This window comes from Streptomyces sp. NPDC002825, assembly GCF_040295385.1.
In the GTDB taxonomy this organism is placed as follows: domain Bacteria; phylum Actinomycetota; class Actinomycetes; order Streptomycetales; family Streptomycetaceae; genus Streptomyces.
On sequence record NZ_JBEOVH010000011.1, the window covers coordinates 157482 to 175160 of the forward strand.

General features: G+C 69.3%; 17 protein-coding genes and 2 pseudogenes. 7 read left to right on the plus strand and 12 right to left on the minus strand.

Annotated elements, in window-relative coordinates; translation table 11 throughout:
• Positions 1 to 303 precede the first annotated feature (303 nt).
• Together ABT041_RS17095 and ABT041_RS17100 are read left to right on the plus strand one after the other, a co-directional pair.
• Positions 304 to 888 carry a hypothetical protein gene (locus ABT041_RS17095; RefSeq protein ID WP_351184741.1) on the plus strand — a complete coding sequence of 195 codons (585 nt, stop codon included), beginning with the start codon at positions 304 to 306 and terminating at the stop codon, positions 886 to 888.
• Between the two features lie 82 nt (positions 889 to 970).
• Positions 971 to 1489 (plus strand): annotated as a pseudogene (locus tag ABT041_RS17100) (transposase family protein); the annotation flags it as partial.
• 560 nt (positions 1490 to 2049) lie between these two features.
• Here ABT041_RS17100 and ABT041_RS17105 read toward each other — a convergent pair.
• Positions 2050 to 2658, minus strand: coding sequence for a TetR/AcrR family transcriptional regulator (locus ABT041_RS17105; RefSeq protein ID WP_351184824.1), 609 nt, complete (start codon positions 2656 to 2658; stop codon positions 2050 to 2052).
• A 182-nt stretch (positions 2659 to 2840) separates the two neighbouring features.
• On the opposite strand from ABT041_RS17105, the gene ABT041_RS17110 reads away from it, so the two are divergent.
• Entirely contained in the window at positions 2841 to 3236 is a 396-nt protein-coding gene (locus ABT041_RS17110) for a DUF6463 family protein (RefSeq protein WP_351184743.1), read from the plus strand.
• A 247-nt stretch (positions 3237 to 3483) separates the two neighbouring features.
• Here ABT041_RS17110 and ABT041_RS17115 read toward each other — a convergent pair whose 3' ends face one another.
• Positions 3484 to 3666 (minus strand): hypothetical protein, encoded by a 183-nt coding sequence (locus ABT041_RS17115; protein WP_351184745.1) that lies wholly within the window; start codon positions 3664 to 3666, stop codon positions 3484 to 3486.
• Positions 3667 to 4341: 675 nt separating this feature from the next.
• Entirely contained in the window at positions 4342 to 4530 is a 189-nt protein-coding gene (locus ABT041_RS17120) for a hypothetical protein (RefSeq protein WP_351184747.1), read from the minus strand.
• Positions 4531 to 4845: 315 nt separating this feature from the next.
• Here ABT041_RS17120 and ABT041_RS17125 point away from each other — a divergent pair, with 315 nt between their 5' ends.
• The 3 genes from ABT041_RS17125 (at position 4846) to ABT041_RS17135 (ending at position 9954) form a co-directional block, all read left to right on the plus strand.
• Complete coding sequence (locus ABT041_RS17125) at positions 4846 to 5223, plus strand: hypothetical protein (RefSeq protein ID WP_351184749.1); 378 nt, start codon at positions 4846 to 4848, stop codon at positions 5221 to 5223.
• 230 nt (positions 5224 to 5453) lie between these two features.
• Entirely contained in the window at positions 5454 to 5873 is a 420-nt protein-coding gene (locus tag ABT041_RS17130) for a hypothetical protein (RefSeq protein ID WP_351184751.1), read from the plus strand.
• Between the two features lie 10 nt (positions 5874 to 5883).
• Positions 5884 to 9954 (plus strand): nSTAND1 domain-containing NTPase, encoded by a 4071-nt coding sequence (locus tag ABT041_RS17135; protein WP_351184753.1) that lies wholly within the window; start codon positions 5884 to 5886, stop codon positions 9952 to 9954.
• Positions 9955 to 10597: 643 nt separating this feature from the next.
• Here the strand turns inward: ABT041_RS17135 and ABT041_RS17140 are convergent.
• The 9 genes and pseudogenes from ABT041_RS17140 to ABT041_RS17180 form a co-directional block, all read right to left on the minus strand.
• Positions 10598 to 10927 (minus strand): hypothetical protein, encoded by a 330-nt coding sequence (locus ABT041_RS17140; RefSeq protein WP_351184754.1) that lies wholly within the window; start codon positions 10925 to 10927, stop codon positions 10598 to 10600.
• Positions 10928 to 10999: 72 nt separating this feature from the next.
• Positions 11000 to 11332: a hypothetical protein gene (locus tag ABT041_RS17145; protein ID WP_351184756.1), complete on the minus strand. Its 333-nt coding sequence runs from the start codon at positions 11330 to 11332 to the stop codon at positions 11000 to 11002.
• Entirely contained in the window at positions 11322 to 12128 is an 807-nt protein-coding gene (istB, locus tag ABT041_RS17150) for an IS21-like element helper ATPase IstB (RefSeq protein WP_244529887.1), read from the minus strand. Before istB ends, ABT041_RS17145 begins: the two co-directional genes overlap by 11 nt.
• Positions 12121 to 13518, minus strand: a complete 1398-nt coding sequence (locus ABT041_RS17155; RefSeq protein WP_351184759.1) for a Mu transposase domain-containing protein — start codon at positions 13516 to 13518, stop codon at positions 12121 to 12123. Before ABT041_RS17155 ends, istB begins: the two co-directional genes overlap by 8 nt.
• A gap of 226 nt (positions 13519 to 13744) precedes the next feature.
• Complete coding sequence (locus tag ABT041_RS17160; RefSeq protein WP_351184761.1) at positions 13745 to 14071, minus strand: hypothetical protein; 327 nt, start codon at positions 14069 to 14071, stop codon at positions 13745 to 13747.
• Positions 14072 to 14222: 151 nt separating this feature from the next.
• Positions 14223 to 14584: pseudogene (locus ABT041_RS17165) on the minus strand (ATP-binding protein); the annotation flags it as partial.
• Positions 14585 to 15104: 520 nt separating this feature from the next.
• Positions 15105 to 15887 (minus strand): STAS domain-containing protein, encoded by a 783-nt coding sequence (locus ABT041_RS17170; protein ID WP_351184763.1) that lies wholly within the window; start codon positions 15885 to 15887, stop codon positions 15105 to 15107.
• The gene (locus tag ABT041_RS17175; RefSeq protein ID WP_351184765.1) at positions 15884 to 16390 is read right to left on the minus strand and encodes a hypothetical protein; all 507 of its coding nucleotides are present in this window, start codon (positions 16388 to 16390) and stop codon (positions 15884 to 15886) included. Before ABT041_RS17175 ends, ABT041_RS17170 begins: the two co-directional genes overlap by 4 nt.
• 92 nt (positions 16391 to 16482) lie before the next feature.
• Positions 16483 to 16659 (minus strand): hypothetical protein, encoded by a 177-nt coding sequence (locus ABT041_RS17180; RefSeq protein WP_351184767.1) that lies wholly within the window; start codon positions 16657 to 16659, stop codon positions 16483 to 16485.
• Between the two features lie 199 nt (positions 16660 to 16858).
• On the opposite strand from ABT041_RS17180, the gene ABT041_RS17185 reads away from it, so the two are divergent.
• Positions 16859 to 17347, plus strand: coding sequence for a hypothetical protein (locus tag ABT041_RS17185; protein ID WP_351184769.1), 489 nt, complete (start codon positions 16859 to 16861; stop codon positions 17345 to 17347).
• The last annotated feature ends 332 nt before the right edge of the window (positions 17348 to 17679 follow it).

Genomic DNA, 17679 nt, shown 5'->3' on the forward strand with positions numbered 1-17679 from the left:
GTGGAACAGGGCGCCTCCCAAACCCATCGACAAGCGACGTCGCTACTGCTCGATAAAGCCAGGCTGTGGCCCTGGAAGCGGCCGTCGGCCTGAAGGGGGCTGTCGGCCAGGGGGACCAGTTCGGTGGGTGATCTCAAGGATCGCGCCGGGTTCTGGTCGGGGGCAGGAGATGGTTTGGGAGCCGGCGGCCCAGGTGGTGTCGATGGTCAGCCGCCGGGACGATCGAGGGGTAGCTCTCGTGGGGGAGCCTGATCGTGCGTGCAGGCGATGCAGTGTCGTTGAGGTTCGACGAGGGTCAGGGCCATGCCGATCACACGTTTCGCGCTTCCGCTCGGCGACACCGAGCGCCCCGTCCCCGTCTGGGCCCTGCGACTGGCCAGGGCCCTCCCGTTCGTCGTGCTGCCGCATTGTCTGTGGCGGCTGCCGTTCGCCGTCGACTTCCGTATGGGCATGATCGACCCGGAGGCCCCGGCGGCCGCTCCGTGGTGGGTTCCGTTCTACGTCGTCGGGCTCAGTGTGCTCACCGAGGCACTGGCGCTGCTCACCACCGGCTTGATGAGCGGGTGGGGCGAGGGCGAGGTGGTGCCGCGCTGGGTGCCGTTCATCGGGGGGCGGCGGGTGGCGCCGCTGGCAGCGGTGATACCGGCGGTCCTGGGCGGCCTGGTGCTGGTGGCGATGTTCGACCTCTACCCGCTCGCCTGGGCGGGCGTCTTGCCCGAGGCGGGGTACAGCAACGGATGGTGGATGGCCCTGGCCCGGGTGTGCATCAGCCCGGCGATGCTGTGGGGGCCGATCGTGCTGGCCCTGGCCTGGGCCTACTACCGGCGGCGCCGGCCTGCATCTGCCGGTTCCGCCCCTGCCACGAGGGCGAACCACGCAGATGGATGACAACCCGGTATGCACCCCGGGGGTTGAGGGTTGTCCCCTTGCTGCTGGTCACGGGTGAGATGGTCTTGGTGCGGGTGGTGTGATGAGGGTGTCTGAGCCGTCCTGGACGGCCCGGTTCACCGGGCTGAGCCCGCGCGCCTCCGGCAGGCTGGTGAGATTGTGCGGCGCGAGGGTGTGGACGCGGTCCGCAGGGGCCGGCCGTGGAGCCTGCCCCGGGAGTTCCGGGCACTGCCGGTCGCGGCGTACTGGCGAACGAACCTGACGATGCGCCGGCTCGGGCCCTGTGCGGGGTGTCCGAGTCGGCGGCGGAGCGGATCACCGACCACCTCGGGCCGATGCTCGCGCTCCAGCCCCGCAAGCGGTTCGCCAAGGACATCGTGCTCATCGAGGGGTGCACCCTGGTCCCCACCCGCGGCCACAGCATCGCCGAGCGGTCGAAGAACACCGGTACTCCACCCACCCCCAGGTCGTCATCGACGCCGGCACCCGCCTGGTCGTCGTGGTGGGCCGGCCGCTGCCCGGAAACCGCAATGACTGCAAGGCGTGGGTGTGGTCGGGGCGGTTCTCGTCGGTGTTCACCGCCGGCGGCGGGCCGGGCTCGGCGTGCGGGAATTGCGCCTGCCCGTCCGGGGTGATCAGGAGCGGAGGGAGACGGCCGGTGGTGTTCCATGCAGCGTCCAGCCGTTCGGTGCGGGTTCGGTGCGGGTTCGATGCGGGCGAGGCGGGCGAGGCGGGCGAGGCGGGCGAGGCGGGCGGTGGTGACCGGTAGGTCGGTGATGGTCTGCAGGGCGCGGTCGAGCCGGTGCAGGGTGGCGCGGGGCGGGGGGAGCCGCTCGTCGAGCAGGGCGCGCAGCATGCTGCGGGGCTGGGGCCATCGCGGCGGCCGCATGCAGGTCGGGCCGATGACAGCGGCGCAGGCGTTCTCGGGCGGCCGGATCACGTCGTACCGGTTGGCGCCGAGGCGGCCGGGGGCGGTGTCCGGGCGGCAGATGGCCGGAGGGTGCGCCGGCGCCGTATGCGGTCCACCGGCGGGGCTCTGCGACGCCCGAGGTCCTGGCCCAAGGTCGAAGAGGATCGGGAGCGCCCGGGGGAAGACCGACAGGATCCGGACCGGTCTGCTGCACCAGGCGGCGCAGGACGTCGTCGGGATCCCTGTCTACTTCACGAGCCCTGTTGACGACGTCCGGCGGGGGGTTGTGGGCGAGCGTCCGTGGCGGGTGAACGGTCAAGGAGAAGCCGGCCGGCTCGGGCGAGGACCTGGGCTTGGGTGTGTCCGGGATGGTCGGCGGCGACCAGGTGGCTGCCGATGGCCATGCAGAAGGCGAGCAGGCTGCGGGCCTCGACCTCCTCCGGATCGGGGCAGAAGGTGCTGATCGCATCACGCAGCAGCTGCATGCGCCGGTTGTCCACGCGGCGCAGACGGTCGGCGACCGCCCGGTCGCGGCGTGCCCAGTCGCGGACGGCGAGGTCGATGGGCAGCAGACGGGAGCCGGAGAAGGTGAGTTGCCCGGCGAGCTGCACCCTCTCCAGGAGGTCGTCGCTGACCCGCTCGATCCGGTCGATGACGTCGTCGACGCTCTCTCGCTCCCAGGCGTCGAGCATCTCGGTCAACAGCGCCCCGCGGCTGGCGAAGTACCCGTAGAAGCCGCCTCTGGTGACGCCGAGCGACTTCGCCAGGGCATCGATGCGTACGGCCTCCACGCCGCCCTTCGCCAGTGCGCGCAGTCCTTCTTCGACCCAGGTCTCGCGCGGTGTGCGCAGCGCACCCATCGTGTGGTCCACCTCATGCAGTCGCTTGTTGTACAGGGCCGTATAACGGCCTAGTCTCACGTTGTACATGACTGTATAACCGTTGGGGCGGGCAGCGGCGTGCGGGACGGGACGGCGTCCTGGGCGGAAGTCCCAGACCCTTGCCCTCTCGTTGCCGTGATCACGAGAAACGGAGAACTCGAATGATCAAGTGGGCGGGTTGGATCATCACGCTGGCCGGTGTCGGGCATACGCTGGGCAGCCTCGCCGAAGCGGCTCCAGATCACGCCGGGACCTGGTTCGACGGCGGCTGGAACCTCGGGGACTACCCCGAGATGAGCGACGCCACCGTTGCCTGGTGGTATTCGGTCTACAGCTTCGGCCCGCCGCTTCTCCTCATCGGCCTGACCGTGCTCTGGTTCGCCCGTCGCGCAATGACGCCGCCCCTGTTCATCTCCTGGACCATGGTGGCGTGGGTCGTCCTCGGTTTCGCGGTCGACGGGCCCTCGCCCTTGTTGATCATCCTCGTCGCGGCCTGCCTGCTGCTGGTCGCAGCCCGACGTGGTGAAGGTCAGAGGGACACCCCTTCCGCGGCTTAGGCAGCGGCATCTGTCCGCTGAGCACCGTTCCGGGCGACATCGTCCGCAGGCGCCGAGCCGACTGCGGACAGCTCGCTCCAATCCCAGGCCGACCATGCGGCCGTACGCCGGCGGGTGCGACCGCAGCGCCCCAGCCGACGACCCGCTGCGCGAGCCTGGACCGAGAAGCGGACCGGGCATTCGGCGGATGGATGCCGAAGAGGCCGGAGAACCCGACCGGCTCCGTGGCTTCGGCAATCGGCCACGCTCAGGCCGTCGCAGGCCCTCTCGCCCTGACGCCGAAGGACACGTTCCGCAAGGTGGACGACACCTGGCTGCTCACCACGCCGAGCCAGGGCGCCCGCCGGTAGCAGAACCACACCGAGGGCACCCCGTCGCTGAGCATCCGGTCGAAGCGGGCCTTGATGCCGTGGGTCGTGATCGCGGACAACTGAGCTTCCAACGCGATGCGCCACCGACCGCCGGGATCGCCGGCTGGCACGTCCGCCCGCCACGCCTCGTTTGGGCCCGTCACCTCGCCGGCCGCTATCGCGCCGGCCTCCTGCGCCGCCGTCAGCAGACACCACTTCAGGTACAGGTGCTCAGGTGCCCTCGTCCCCCGGCAGGCAGTCGTCCGGCGCGCCGGGCTGGTGCGCGAAATGTGGCACCTGCCGCCTAGACAGTCGAGCGTGCATCAGCCAGCCGCAGCCCCTGCACGTGAGCCGTGACGGCTTCACCCTGTAGACGTCGCCCCACGATCGACCGCATCCCAGATCGGGAAGACAGGCGTGGAGCCGTCCTCATTCCTCATGTTCGGCATGGAACATCAAGCTCGCCCCCTCAAGCCACGGACTGCTCGCAGCACCTGGTGTGACTTGCCCCGCGCACAGCTCTACCCCTCCTCCTCCGATGTCCGTCCAGGCCTGGCGCAGCGGGAAACCGCCCTCAGCACGGCCGCGCCCGAGCTCGTCGGACGTCTCTGGTCCGTGTGCTCGACGAGGACACCGGTCCGCCTGGACGTCGTCCCCAGCACACCTGCAACGCGCAGCTCACCGCAGGTCACTCTGGCGGAGGGATTCCGCAGACTCTGTCCGCCATCCGTGTCCGCCGGGCGCAACGGCTCCAGCTACGGAGAGGGCAACCGACGGACGAGGTCGGCGGCGAGCTGCCCGGCCGCCTGGCCGTGGCCGTCCGGGGCGAGCCGCTCGAGGACCCGGAGCAGCTCGACCGGCTTACGAGCTTCGGTGACAGCGAGCAGCGCGAGGCGGGGCTCGTCGGAGTAGGTGCCTGTGACGGGATCGGTGTCATGGTCCACGCCGTTTTCAACGGCGACCGCCCGGCCAGGGTACGGGTAGGTGACGGAGGCCGTTTCGTACGCGGGTCAGGCTGCTCCGGCCGCCTGTGGACCACCCTTGTGGGTCCAGCTCTTCACCGGGTGCCTCTCGCCCTCGATGGTGGCGGTCAGGGTGAGGACGGTGCCGAGCTGCGATAGCCGTTCCTGAGGAGGGGCGAAGACGACCATCGCCCCCTCGGTCCACTGGATCGCGTATGAGGCGATGCGACTGTTCCACCGTGACCTGGGGCAGTTCTCCAGTCGCCGGATGGTCCGGCGCGGGGAGGGAGAACCCTGATGAGTCGAGATCTGAACGCCGAGCTGTCCCGCATCTACGAGCGCTGCATCGAGCAGGTGCGCACGATCGCCGCGCTCGACCCGACCAAGCCTGTCGAGGAATGGGGCCGCTACACCTGCACGTCCGCCCACGAGTTCGCGACGGACGTCGAAATGGCGTGGATCGAAGCTCACCCCAAGCACGAGGCGCGTGACACCTACTCGGCGATCATGGGCGGCGTTCCCGTCGAGCGTGAAAGCGTGCTCGGGGACTCGCCTACGCGATACATCACGTACGGGCTGACGTCCTTCGGCCGTGTCCTGCAGTGCATCGAGGCTATGCGCGTCGGCCGGTTCGACCCGCACGTGCCAGGTGGCATCCGAAACGACGAGAGCTGAACCGGTACTTCTTCGCATGAGTGACCTGAGGCTGTGGGCGATCGAGCAGCTGGAGGAGGGGGCCTGGCGGCGGGTGGCCTTGCCGAGCAGCTGCCTGGTTTGGCCCGTCGGTTCCCACACGCCGGGATTGGACCAGTCGGGTTGACCCCGGCCGGACCCATGTTGCAGGGGCGCGGCCCCGTGCCCAGCCCCGCATACGGTGGTGTTCCAGCTGCGGAGGTGGGCGTTGAATGGATCCGATCGTGATGGCCGCAGGTACGGCGCTGGTGTCCGCCATGGCCACCAGTGCGTGGGCGGATGCCCGGGACGCCGTTGTCGCGTTGTGGCGGCGGGGACAACCGGAGCGGGCCGAACAGGTCGGCGCGGACCTCGAAGCGGTCCGGGCCGACGTGCTGGAGGCGCGCCAGACGGGAGACCACGCAGCTGAAGAGGCACTGGCCGGCACCTGGCGGACCGAACTCCAACGGCTGGTCCGCACAGACCCGTCGCTGGCGGCCGACGTCCGGCGGCTGCTGGACGAGCGGCTCGCCCCGGCACTGCCCCGGGAGGAGCGGACGCGGATCGGGAAGCTGGTGATGAAGGTCGAGGCGTCCGGGCACGCACGTGTGTACCAGGCGGGCCGGGACCAGCACGTCACCGGGCATGACTGATGCCCCGAAGATGAGCGATTCCGAGGACGGCGAGCCGGGCCTCCACGCCTGGGGCTCCGACCGCAGCCGGATCTTCCAGGCGGCCCGGGACCAGTACGTTGCCGAGCGGGATCTGCACGTGTACTACGAGGACGGTGTGCGGCGGACCCGGCGGAGTGTCCGGGGCGCGGCGGACGGCGGGCAGTGCCCATACCCGGGACTCGTGGCCTTTGGCGTCGAACAGGCGCGCTGGTTCTTCGGCCGGGACCGGCCGACCGCACAGCTGCTGATTCAGGTCGACCGGCGCCTGTTCACTGGCGGGCCGCTTGTGGTGTCGGCCCCCTCCGGTGCCGGCAAGTCCTCTCTCCTGCGGGCCGGCCTGCTGCCTGCGATCCGGCGCGGTGCGCTGCCCGTCGCGGGCTCCGCCGCCTGGCCCCAGGTGCTGATCACGCCCACCGCACAGCCGATGGCCGCACTGGCTGCGGGGTTGGAGGAGAGCGCGGGGTTGAGCCTGCGCGAGGCCGAGGCCGCTGCGAGCTCCGCGGCGGGATCGACAAGGCTCCGGGCGGCGCTGCGCGGGGCCGGTATGGGGGAGGGGCGGCTGGTGATGGTCGTCGATCAGTTGGAGGAGCTCTTCACTCTGGGCGCCGGCGAGCGGGAACAGCATGCTTTCCTCGACCTGCTTGCCGCGCTGGCGGAGGCCGGGCCTGGCGGACAGGGCCCCGACGCCGTGGTCGTGTACGGGCTGCGCTCCGACTTCTACCCCCACTGCGCCGGTTTCCCGCAGCTGCGCGACGCCCTGCGACACGGTCAGCTGCTGCTCGGGCCGATGACGCGGGACGAACTGCGGGAGGCGATCCGGTTTCCGGCCCAGGATGTGGACCTGGAGGTGGAGCCTGGCCTTGTCGAGCTTCTGCTGCGCGACCTGGGGGCCGACACGTACGGCGCGGACGCGGCGCCGAGCGCCGCTCCCCAGGGAGACCGGGAGACGGAAGGAGACCGGTCCGAGGCGACGGAGTTGTCCGAGACCTCCGAGGCCGGCGCCTATGAGGTCGGGCGGCTGCCCTATCTGGCCCACGCCCTGCGCGCCACGTGGCAGCAGCGGCACGGCCATAGCCTGACCGTCGACGGGTACCGGGCCACCGGCGGCATCCATCAGGCCATCGCGACCACCGCCGAACAGCTCTTCGGATCCCTGGATACTGAGGGGCAGCAGGCTGCCCGCATTCTCTTCCTGCGCCTGGTGAGGGTCGGCGAGGGGATCCACCAGGACACCCGCCGCCGGCTGTCCCGCACCGCCCTGGAGGACCTCGGCGTCGCCCCCGGCGCCGTCACCACGGTCGTCGACACCTACACCCGGGGGCGCCTGCTGACCCAGCGGCAGAACACCGTCGAGATCACGCACGAGGCCCTGCTGCGCGCCTGGCCTCGCCTGCGCCGCTGGATCGACGCGGACCGGACCGGACTCCTCATCCGGCAGCAACTCGAACAGGCTGCCGCTGAGTGGGCCGCCGCCGACCGCGATCCCGGCCTGCTCTACCGAGGCATCCGCCTGCAGGCGGCCCGCGACTGGGCCGACCGGCCGGGCAACGCCGACCGCCCAAGCCCCGCCGCGGCCGCGTTCCTGAGCGCGTCCACCCGCGGCGCGCGGCGCTCCGCGCGCGTCCGGAACATGGTGATCGTCGGCCTGACAGCGCTGGTCGTCATCACCTCTGCGGCCGCCGTCATCGCCCTGCAGCAGCGTTCCACCGCCCGGGAGCAGCAGCGGGTCGCCACCGTACGGCAGCTCCTCACTCAGGCCGACGCGGCCCTGGAGACCGACCCCCGCACCGCGTTGCGCCTCGGCATCGCCGCCCACCGGCTCCATCCCGATGCGGACACCTCCGCGGCGCTGCAAAAGACGCTCACCACGACGGCGTACGCCGGCCGCCTCATCGGTCTGAACAGCGAGGTGAACTCGGTCGCGTACGCCCCCAGCGGCCGCTACCTCGCGGCCGCCTTCGCACAGGGCGGCGTGATGATCTGGGACGTGCAGGACCCTATGCGCCCCCACCCGTTGGGGGAACGTCTCACCATTCCGGGAGCCGATGGCGCCTCCGCAGTGGCGTTCTCGGCGGACGACCGCAGGGTGGTGGCAGCCGACCAGGGCGGAGCCGCCGCGGTCTGGGACCTGGCCGACCCACGGCATCCCCGCCGGACCGGTGCCGTGCCGGCCGCTGACAGCGAAAGGGAGACGCTCGCGTGGCTGTCGCCGGACGGCACCCTGCTCGTCCGTTCGAGCGAGGCGGCACCAGGCCTTCAGCTGTGGGACATGACCGATCCCGCGCGGCCCCACCCGTCCGGAGCGCCGGTCGCCGACCGCGCCGCACCCGTCGAGAGGGTCGCCTTCTCACGGGACGGAACGGTGATGGCCACGGCCGCCCGAAACACCAAGGAGCATCCGGTTACCCTCTGGGACATCCGGCGGCGCCAGGCTCCCCGGCCGCTCGGTCGGCTCGCTCCCGCCCGGCCCGACTCCGTCTACTCCCTCGCGTTGTCCGCCGACGGCAGGACGCTGGCGCTCGCCGGAGCCCTCTCCGGCATCAACATGTGGGACGTCGGCGATCCGGCCCGTCCGCGTCCGGCCAGCGACCTCTCGCGGTTCCTGCTCGACGGCAGGGCGATCTTCGCACCTCGGGGAACCACCCTGGCCACCATCGGAAGCCGGGACACCGGGCTGCAGCTATGGGACGTCCGCGACATCGACCACCCACACCGGATCGACAGACTCACAGCCGGCCGGGACGACAGTGCCATGGCCTTCGCACCCGACGGCCGAGGAGCCGCGAGCGGGAGCGGCGACGGCGTGATCACGCTATGGAACCTGGAACGCGCCGGTCACCCACGGGCCTTCGGCCCCCCATTCGTCCACTCCACCGAGCATTCCCCGACCGGGGCCGGGTTCCGGTTCATCGACACCCTGGCCCTGTCGGCAGACGGCACAATGCTCGCGACCGGCGCCCGGGACGGCGACGTCGCCCTGTGGGAGACCACCGACCCGGCCCGCCCCCGCAGGCTCGCCGCCCTCCCCGGGCACACCGGCCGTAATGTGCGCGCGGTCGCCTTCGCCCCCGACGGCCGGACGCTGGCCACGGCGGACTTCGAGGGGACCGTCATCCTGTGGGACCTGACTGATCGCGCCCGGCCCCGCCGTCTGGCGCCCCCGCTCACCGGCTCGGCACTCGGCATCACGTCCCTGGTGTTCTCCGGTGACGGGCGAACCCTCGTGGTGAACAGTTCAGAGGGCGCGACCTTCTGGGACCTGCGGGACACGGGCAGGCCGCGCCGCCGGGCGAAGACGCTCGGCCAGTGGAGCGTGATCAACGTCTGGCGGGTCCGCGATGACCGCGTCCTTGCCCTCGTCGCCGGGTCGGGAGCACGGTCGGCGACGCGCAGCCCCCTCCCTCAACCGACCGTCGTGGTCTCGGACAGCGAAGGCGTGCTCCTGCTGGCGGATCCGAGCGCCACTGACCCGTTCGGCGACCCGGGCGACCCGAACGGCGCCCGGCTATGGGACATCACCGATCCCAGCCACCCGCATCAGCTGGGGCAGGCGCTCCTGGGCCACGAGCAGGCGGTGGGCGGAGCGGTGATGTCCCCAGCGGGAGACCTCCTGGTCACCAGAGACCTGAAGGGGACCGCCATCCTCTGGGACCTCAAGGACCCCACCCACGCCCGGCGCCTGGGCGATCCGCTCACACACGCCGGCGACCACGTTCTCGCCATGGCCCTCTCCCCTTCCGCCGACATCATGGCGACTGCCGGCGACGACGGAAACGTCCTCCTGTGGGACCTCGGCAACCGAGCCCGGCCCCAGCAGCTCGGAACGGCCTTGGCGAAGAACCTCGACGGCGCCCAAGAAGTCGCGTTTTCCACCGACGGAAAGCTCCTCGCGACCGCCGGCAGCCGCGGCGACATCGTCCTCTGGGACCTGAGACCCACCCACGACCTGCGCAACCACCTCGACCGGATGGCCTGTCTGGTCGCCGACGGTGGGCTGGAACCCGACGAATGGACCCGCTACCTGTCCTCTCCCGGCTACCGGAACACCTGCCCCGACTGAGACCCGCCCCCAGGGACGCTCGCAGGTTTCCCGAGCTGCACGGCGTCGAGACCACCGCCCGCCGGTCCGACCTCGCCGCACACAAGCGCGTGGCAGGCGACGGGCGAGGTCGGCGACGGGCTGCCCCGCCGCCTGGCCGCACCCGTCCGGGTCGAGCTGCTCCAAGACCTGGAGCAGCTCGGCTGTCTCGCGGGCTTCGGTGGCGGTGAGCAGAGCGAAGCGGGGCTCGTGGGGGTAGGTGCCAGTCACGGGATCGGTGTCGTGATCCACCCTGTCTTCAACGGCGCCCGCCCGGCCAGGGCACGGGAGGCGACGGGGGACCGTTGCGTACGCGGGTCAGGCTGCTCCGGCCACCTGCAGACCACCCTTGTGGGTTCGACTCTTCACCAGGTGCCTCTCGCCGCAGATGGTGGCGGTGGCTTTGTTCACGAGTCTCGGCTCTGGTCCACTTCAAGTGGACCAGAGCCGTGGCTGCGTAGGTGAAAACGAGGAACGAATGTCGGTGATGCGGATCTCGAATTTTCCCCACTGCTGCTCTTCGCCCCAGTTGGTTCACGAAGTGAACCAACTGGGGAAAGTGGGGAGCGGAAAGCAGAAGGACTCACCGATCGCTGGGTCGGTGAGTCCTTGAGCGCGGGGCGGGTCAGTGGGACGAGACGAAGCCCGCTGACTGGTCGAGGTGGAATGGTGAGCCGGGGCTCTCCGGCGTCCAGCCGCCGGTGAGAGCGGTGCGGATGCTGTCAGCCACCTGGGCGGGCAGGATCGGGCTGCCTTGTCTTCCGAACCAGTTGCTCGGGTGCGGCTGGTTGGTGGTGACCACCAGTGTCCTGCCGGGAGTATCAGCGTGTTCGACCGCATAGGTGAGGGGTGCCCGGACCAGTCCCTGGTCGTAGGTCGGCCGTCCGCGGAGTCGCCACCGGTAGGCGGTGCCGTCCACGTTGATGAGTCGCGCTCCCTTTTTGACCAGTGCCATGTCCACATCCTTTCTCATGTGACTGTAGTGAATGGCGACTGATCGTTTTCTGCCGATTCCCGTCGGACGGTGTCAGTTTCTGCGCATCGGGATCACGTCCCGGCTTGCTGCGGGGATGGTGGGTCGTGCGGCCTCGGGAGTGGCCAGCAGGGCGACGATGGTGACGGGCTTGTCGCAGTGCGGGCAGTTCCGGACCGCCGTGGGCGCGAGTGGTGTCGGGTCTGGTGACGCTGTGGTCATCGGTTCACCATCAGCAAGGTCGGCGGCTTCGTCGCGTTCGCGGCGTCGACGGCGAGCGGCCTCTGCCTTGCAGCGGGGGGTGCAGTAGGTATGCCGAGCCGCCGCATTGCGGTTGACCTCGAACGACGTCCAGCAGATGGGGCACTCCCGGAACTCAACCAGCACGTCCGGTCACCCCTTTGCGGAGGTTGTCGGCGTGGGACTGGTGCGAGCGGAGCCGGTAGGACGGCCCGTCGATGCCGACCACGGCAGCGCGGTGCAGGAGCCTGTCGAGCATCGCGGCGGCCACGGTTGCGTCGCCGAAAGCGCCTGCCCAGTCGGCAATACCGACATTGGTCGTGAGGATCGTGCTCGACTTCAGATACCTCTGGTTGATCACCTGGAAGAGGGCAGACGCGCCGTCGCCCGGCAGCGGGAGATAGCCCAGTTCATCGATCACGAGCAGGCGGGGTCCGGCGAAGAACCTCATGATGCTCGACCATCGGCCTTCGAGTGCGGCCTTGTGGCACTTGGCCGCGAGTTCGGCGGCGGTGGTGAAGTAGACGCGGTGGCCGGCGTCGACCGCGGAGCGGGCGAGTGCGACGGCCAGCATGGTCTTGCCGACGCCAGGCGGGCCGACCAGCAGGACGTTGGAGGCGTTGTCGAGGAACCTCAGGGTGGCCAGGTCGCGGATGAGTTTCTCGTCGACACCGGGCTGGGCGGCGAAGTCGAAGTCGTTGAGGGTCCAGGGTTCTGGCAGGCAGGCGAACCTCAGCCGGGAGGAGAGTTTGCGGGCCTCAGTCGCCTCGACCTCGATCTCAAGGAGTTTCTCCAGGGCGGTGGTGAGGGTCATCCGCTCGGCCCGTGCCTGGTCCAGGACGCGGGGAAGAGCTTCGGCGGCATCGTTGAGTTTCAGATAGGACAGGTGGCCTCGCAGCTGCTGGTAGCGGCGAGCCTCGCTCATCGGCATGGTGTCACTCACTCTCGCACTCCTGGTCCTCGTGGGTGGGGGCCTGCCGCAGCCGGTCGGCGACGGCGGCGTAGTGGGACAGGTCGATCACGACCCGGTTCGCGACGTCCGATTCAGGTCGGCCGCGAAGCTTCTCGGCTTCCGCCTGAGCCGCGGCCGATGGAGGCCGTCGGACCTTGGTGCGGCAGGGCGCCTTTTCGGAGAACGAGGCGAGTACGGCCCATTCGAGGGCGATGACGTGGCCGGCGTCTCGGACCGTCTGGCCGGCTCCATCCGGTGCCCGACGGTGGTGGGCGATGACCGCGCGGCCGGCGGTGACCACATGCAGGTCGTCCTCGCCGAGGCGGATCCGGACGGTGACGTGAGCGCCGGTCAGCCCCGGCGGGACGGAGTAGTGGTTGCCCGCGAAGGCAATGAGTCCTTGCGGACTGACGACGCGGGTCTGCTCCAGCTCGGCGGGGAACGGGCGGGTCGGCAGTTCCAGCAGTGGCTCGGCCTCAGCGAGCGCGGCGACCGTGGTCGACGCTCCGTCGATCTTGCGTTTGCGGCTGTCCATCTGCACGGCCAGCTTGTCGACGCCGTTCTGGCCTGCCTCGATGCTGATGCCGTCCGGGACGGTTCGCCACCAGCGCTGGGCTGCCGAGTGGTTGGCCTTCTCGACGACACTCTTGCGGTTGCCCCGTCGCGGCGGGCAGATATCAACGCCGGCTCCGTAGTACTTCGCGACGGCAGCGAAGGCCGGCAGGACCCGTCCGGTGGGCGGGTGGCAGACAGTGGCCATCCGGTCGAACCTCCACCTCCGGGCCGTTCCGCCCAGGCGCCGCAGCACGGCGTCGATAGCCTGGACCAGGTGCGGAAAGGTCTCTGCCTTCGCGAGCACGGCCCGCCATCGTCCCGAGTGAGCCAGGGCACCGACCAGGAGATGCGCGTTGGCACCGACGCCCCACTCCGCGGGCGGGTCCGGGAGCTCGACCCAGTCGAACTGGATCTCCGCGCCCGGAGGGTGCGCGATGATCGCCACATCGCGGCCGCTCGAAGCCCGACAGGGTTCGCAGCCGGGACGTGCTTTGTATCGCCGCAGGGCACGGGTGAAGGTTGAGTAGCCGCCCGAATAGCCGAGTTCCACCACTTCGTCGAAGAGCGTCGATGCCCACAAGTGGGGGTCATCGCTGAGTCGTTGGCGGCAGTACTCCAAGAAGGGCATGAACGCGTCCGGCGACTGGCGGCGATATCCGGAGACTCGCTCGCCATTCAGATAGGCGCGGATCGTCTTGCGGTCGTGGCCCAGGTGCCGGGCGATCGCCGAGATCGACCAGTCCTGGCGACGCAGTGCGTGCGCGTCCACGTCTTCCTCCCAGGTGAGCATCCAGGGCCCTTCAAACAGGCCGAACTCCGTGCTCACGCAGGCTCTCCACGACACGCCGACACCAGTTCGACACGCCGGGAAAGATCACGCAATGGGTGGGGAGATCACCTGAGCAGGTTTGGCCACCTGAAGAGCGACACCTGAGGAGATTCAAAGAGCGCCATCATCGCCGGTGCTGGCAGCGTTTCTGGGCTGAGGTGCTTGGAGGTGTCGGTCAGAACCAGGACCGGCTGGAGGTTCAGACACCGATTCGACGCATCCATCAGGGGAGGTCTTGGGGTGCGAAGGGGTTGTTGAGGGTGCGGTCAAGCACGTGTTCGTCTGCGGGGCCGACGACTGCGCTCAGCTCGCGTCGTGCCTTGGGCCTCAGGGCATGGAGTGTGATCTCCAGCAGGGTGCGGACGTGGTAGTCGCCGTTGCGGAGGTCTGTGTCATCGCGTTCGTAGAACGGCTCGAGGTCTCCGCGTGTCTCGCGGACAGACGTGTTCCAACGGCGGAACGCGTGTGCGACTTCACCCGCGGGGAGGCCGTGGCTTCGTTCGAAGGCGACGATCTGCCTGTTTGCCGAGGCGGACAGCCCGCGGATCACGGGTGCCCGCCGATGGGGCGTTCGGCGTTGCGGGAGCTGGGTCCTGATCTCGCCTGGTGACCGGCGAGGCATGAACACTTCCAGGAGGAAGAGGCTGGGGCGACCGACCTTAGAACTCGCTGGCTGTGAAGATCAAGTCCTCAGGGGCTGTTCAGCTGACTGGCTGTTGTTCGGCTCGAGCGCGAGTGGTTGCCAGCCGGTAGGAGTCGGTGCCGGTTTCGATGATGGCGCCGCCGAACGTGAGGCGGTCGACGATGGCCGCGCAGAGGCGGGGGTCGGTGAAGGTCTTGGTCCAGCCGGAGAACGACTCGTTGGAGGCGATGGCGACGCTGTTCCTCCCCTGCGTTCGGTCAGGCCCTGGAAGAGGAGCTCGGCGCCCCGGCGATCGAGCTTCATGTAACCGAGCTCGTCGATGCAGAACAGGTCGACTCGGCCGTAGTGGGCGATGGTCTTGGTCAGTGGCTTCTCGTCTGCCTCGTCCAGCTCGTTGACCAGTGTGGTCGCGAGGACGTACACGCCGCCTGGCGGTTGCTCGTACGTGAAGACGAGGAGGGCGCGATCGGGTTCGCGTCCCTCGTCGCTGGGCTGCTGGTGGAGTTCGGCGAGACAGGCGTACGCGCGACGTACTGCGCTGGGTTGAACAAACTGCATGCCGACCAAGGCGGCCCCAGTCCGGGATTTTGAGGTAGCGGTGAGGAGCGAGGGGAGCCGGGTGCTCTTGCGGCCGATGGACGACATGGTTGGTTGCACGTCCGTCGGGGCTGGGCGTTTCCCGGCCGGCCGGCCGGCCAGCCTGCCTGTCGGTGGTAGGGGCGGGTGCCCCGGGGCCTGGAGCAGGCCCGGGGCACCCCTCCTCTCGCCTATGTCCCGGCCGCCAGGAGCGGAAGTGCCAGGTGGCAGTGGATCAGTCTTTTGCGTGCCGGGCGAGGGAGCGGTCGGACCGAGGTCCGGCGATGCCGGCGAGGTACTTGCCAGCTCCCCTGGACGAGGAGCACGGCGGCAAGTATGGGGACGACCGTCAGGAGCAGGAAGGTCATGCTGTCACACCTGCCCTTGGGGTGTGGCGGTGAAGGGCGTGGAGACCTGTCACACCTGCCGCGTTCAAGAGGTGGGTGACGGCTCTGGACCGGTTCGCGAGCCTGAGGCGGCGTCCTCGCCGGGGCCACCACGTAAGGGCGGCGAGGAGGGCCGAATCGCAGAAGGTGACCCGGGCCGTGTCCAGGACAAGACCGGTGTAGCCGGCGTCAGCCGCGGAGGCCAGCAGTGCCCGTAGAGGGCTAGCGCTGTAGTGGTCGACTTCTCCGGAGAGGTGGACCACGAGCGTGGTGCCGAGTGTGGTGCAGGACTCGATGCCTATGGCGCAGGGCGCGGTGTCAGCGCCCGAGTCGTGCACGGCAGAAGGGACGGGGATGGTGAGGGCAGCGGGCTTTATCGGGGCGGTGCTTGAGCTGTTCACACCCCCATCAACGCCTTTCGATACGGCCCGGGTATCGAGCCACGCGGCCCTTTCACCCCATGTGACCAGCAGCAATCCCCGCAAGAGGGAAAATCTCCACCAGGAAGAGGACGGCTGCGCCGAACTCCTTGACCAGGAGAACGGCTGGTCTCGGGGGCCAGTACTGGCATCGCCGGCCGGCGGCCGCACGCGGGGCTGCTCCGGGACAATCTCGATGTCCGCACGCCAGGCTCTGCTCCAGACGGCCTTCCGCCAGTGGCCCCGGGTCGTGGGCCGCTCGCATGGCCAGAGACCCGGCTTGTCGATGTCGAGGCAGGTGACGTGCTTGCTGTACCCGTTGTGCTCGTCGTCGTCGATCACGCACTCGACTCTGTGTCTGATCCGTGAAGCGGTTTTCTGGGGCGTTGTGCGTGGACGAGGCGCACGCGCTTCACCGTCACCGCCGCGGGGATCCCGGCCAGGAGGAGGGACAGCCCCACCGGGAGCACCCCCGCCCACAGCGTCGGTGAGACGTACGCGGTGCCGGATGTATCGTCCACCAGCCATGCGCGGACCGGTAGCGAATCGCCGTTGCCCTCGACGGGGACGTCGAACGACGAGCCGCCGTCGTCCGGAGTGAAGGTGCCCGAGCAGGCCATCGACGTCCCCGCGTTGGCCACGGTGTTGTCGTACGTCCGGCAGTCGGCTCCGGTCACGGTGCCGGGCTCGCCCCACAGCGCCGTCCGCAGCTCTGCGGTGAAGTTCGTCAGTACGACGTAGGCCAGAAACAGCCCGACCAGACAGGCCAGTGCCAGCCACGGGGCGGGTCCGACCTGCTCCTGCCTGCTCCATTGCCCGTCCGGAACGTTCCCACCCTTGCTCATCCCCACCCCCGGATCTCGGACGGACCTCCATGGTGACCGATCCGAGGTGCCCTCGGAAGCCCTCCACGATGTGCCGGTGGGCTCGCACGATGTCAGTCGACCGACACCAGCCAGTCGATGTCGTCGGCCGCATCCTTCTGCGCCGGACCGCCCGCGGCATCCGCGAGAGCATCCCTGTCAGGACGATCCGGCAACGCGGCGAGGTGCCGCGCCAGACGCTGCGGCCTCGGCCGTGTCCTGCCGGAAAAATCCTGGGTGCGAACTCGCATCACCGCTCGTCACAGATCCGCCTCTGGGTGAGCGCCGTACTTGGCGAATCCCGCCAACTGAATTGCTCAGTCACCGTGGCTGTGACTGAGTGTGCCAGTTGGCGTTTGAGCAGCTGAGTTGGGATCTTGTCCCTGCCTGGTGCATGCAAACGAAAGCAACAGACACAGGTAGAGGCCGGTCAGAGGTAGGGGCGGGTGGATGGGCGCGGATGTGGAGCGGGAGCGCTGGGAGCTGCGATCCGGAGAAGGCGTGGGGCCGCTGAGGTTCGGGATGTCTCAAGCCGAGGTCGCCGGCGCACTGCTGGTCTCGGAGCCTGTGGCACGGGTCGGCGGTCCGTATGAGCAGGAAGATTTCCCGGACGGGGTGAAGGCGTTCTACGGCGCGGGCAAGCTCGCATGCGTCGCGCTGGATGCAGTCACCGGTCCGCAGGTCTTCCTGGCCGGCTTCCCGTTGGCGGGGAGCGATCCAGTGCAGGGCCATCAGTTTCTGCTGGACCACGCCGCGGAGCATGGGAACTGGATTCTTTACACCCCTGACGAGTCGCTTTCCCTGACCGATCTCGGACTTCTTCTGCGTTCGCAGCGAGTCGGGGAAAGGCGCCTTACACGTCCACTCTTCGTCAAGGAGGAGTGGCTGGAGTCGCAGTACTTCCGAGACCACCTTCCGCTTGAGGACGCCTCAGGCTGAGCGCTCGATCTGGCGAGCGGTGCCAGGTGGAGTGCTCAGTCACAAGTGGCAATCACGCACGCGACCTCCTCACCGGCAACAGCATCGGGGGCCTGCCGAACTCGGCAGGCCCCCGATGGTGATCAGCTACTTGATCCGCGCTTCGAGCGAGTTCCCGATTCCATCGCCCGCTGCACGCATCTTCGTGATCAGATCATCGGTGAACGTCGAATACGCCTCACCGGCTCGGCGCACCAGGGACGGGCTCAGCATCCGGTGAGCCTTCTCCAGCAGGTTCGCGGCCTCGATGAGCTTCTTGCCATCAGGGTGATCAGTTGCCGTCGAAGGGTGCC

Excerpts from the sequence above, each read along its gene's own strand:
- ABT041_RS17140 (WP_351184754.1), bottom strand. The coding sequence starts at position 10,927 with ATGGCACTGGTCAAAAAGGGAGCGCGACTCATCAACGTGGACGGCACC.
- ABT041_RS17125 (WP_351184749.1), top strand. The coding sequence starts at position 4,846 with ATGAGTCGAGATCTGAACGCCGAGCTGTCCCGCATCTACGAGCGCTGC.
- ABT041_RS17180 (WP_351184767.1), bottom strand. The coding sequence starts at position 16,659 with ATGCGAGTTCGCACCCAGGATTTTTCCGGCAGGACACGGCCGAGGCCG.
- ABT041_RS17095 (WP_351184741.1), top strand. The coding sequence starts at position 304 with ATGCCGATCACACGTTTCGCGCTTCCGCTCGGCGACACCGAGCGCCCC.
- ABT041_RS17185 (WP_351184769.1), top strand. The coding sequence starts at position 16,859 with ATGGGCGCGGATGTGGAGCGGGAGCGCTGGGAGCTGCGATCCGGAGAA.
- ABT041_RS17110 (WP_351184743.1), top strand. The coding sequence starts at position 2,841 with ATGATCAAGTGGGCGGGTTGGATCATCACGCTGGCCGGTGTCGGGCAT.
- ABT041_RS17105 (WP_351184824.1), bottom strand. The coding sequence starts at position 2,658 with ATGGGTGCGCTGCGCACACCGCGCGAGACCTGGGTCGAAGAAGGACTG.
- ABT041_RS17135 (WP_351184753.1), top strand. The coding sequence starts at position 5,884 with ATGAGCGATTCCGAGGACGGCGAGCCGGGCCTCCACGCCTGGGGCTCC.
- ABT041_RS17130 (WP_351184751.1), top strand. The coding sequence starts at position 5,454 with ATGGATCCGATCGTGATGGCCGCAGGTACGGCGCTGGTGTCCGCCATG.
- ABT041_RS17175 (WP_351184765.1), bottom strand. The coding sequence starts at position 16,390 with ATGAGCAAGGGTGGGAACGTTCCGGACGGGCAATGGAGCAGGCAGGAG.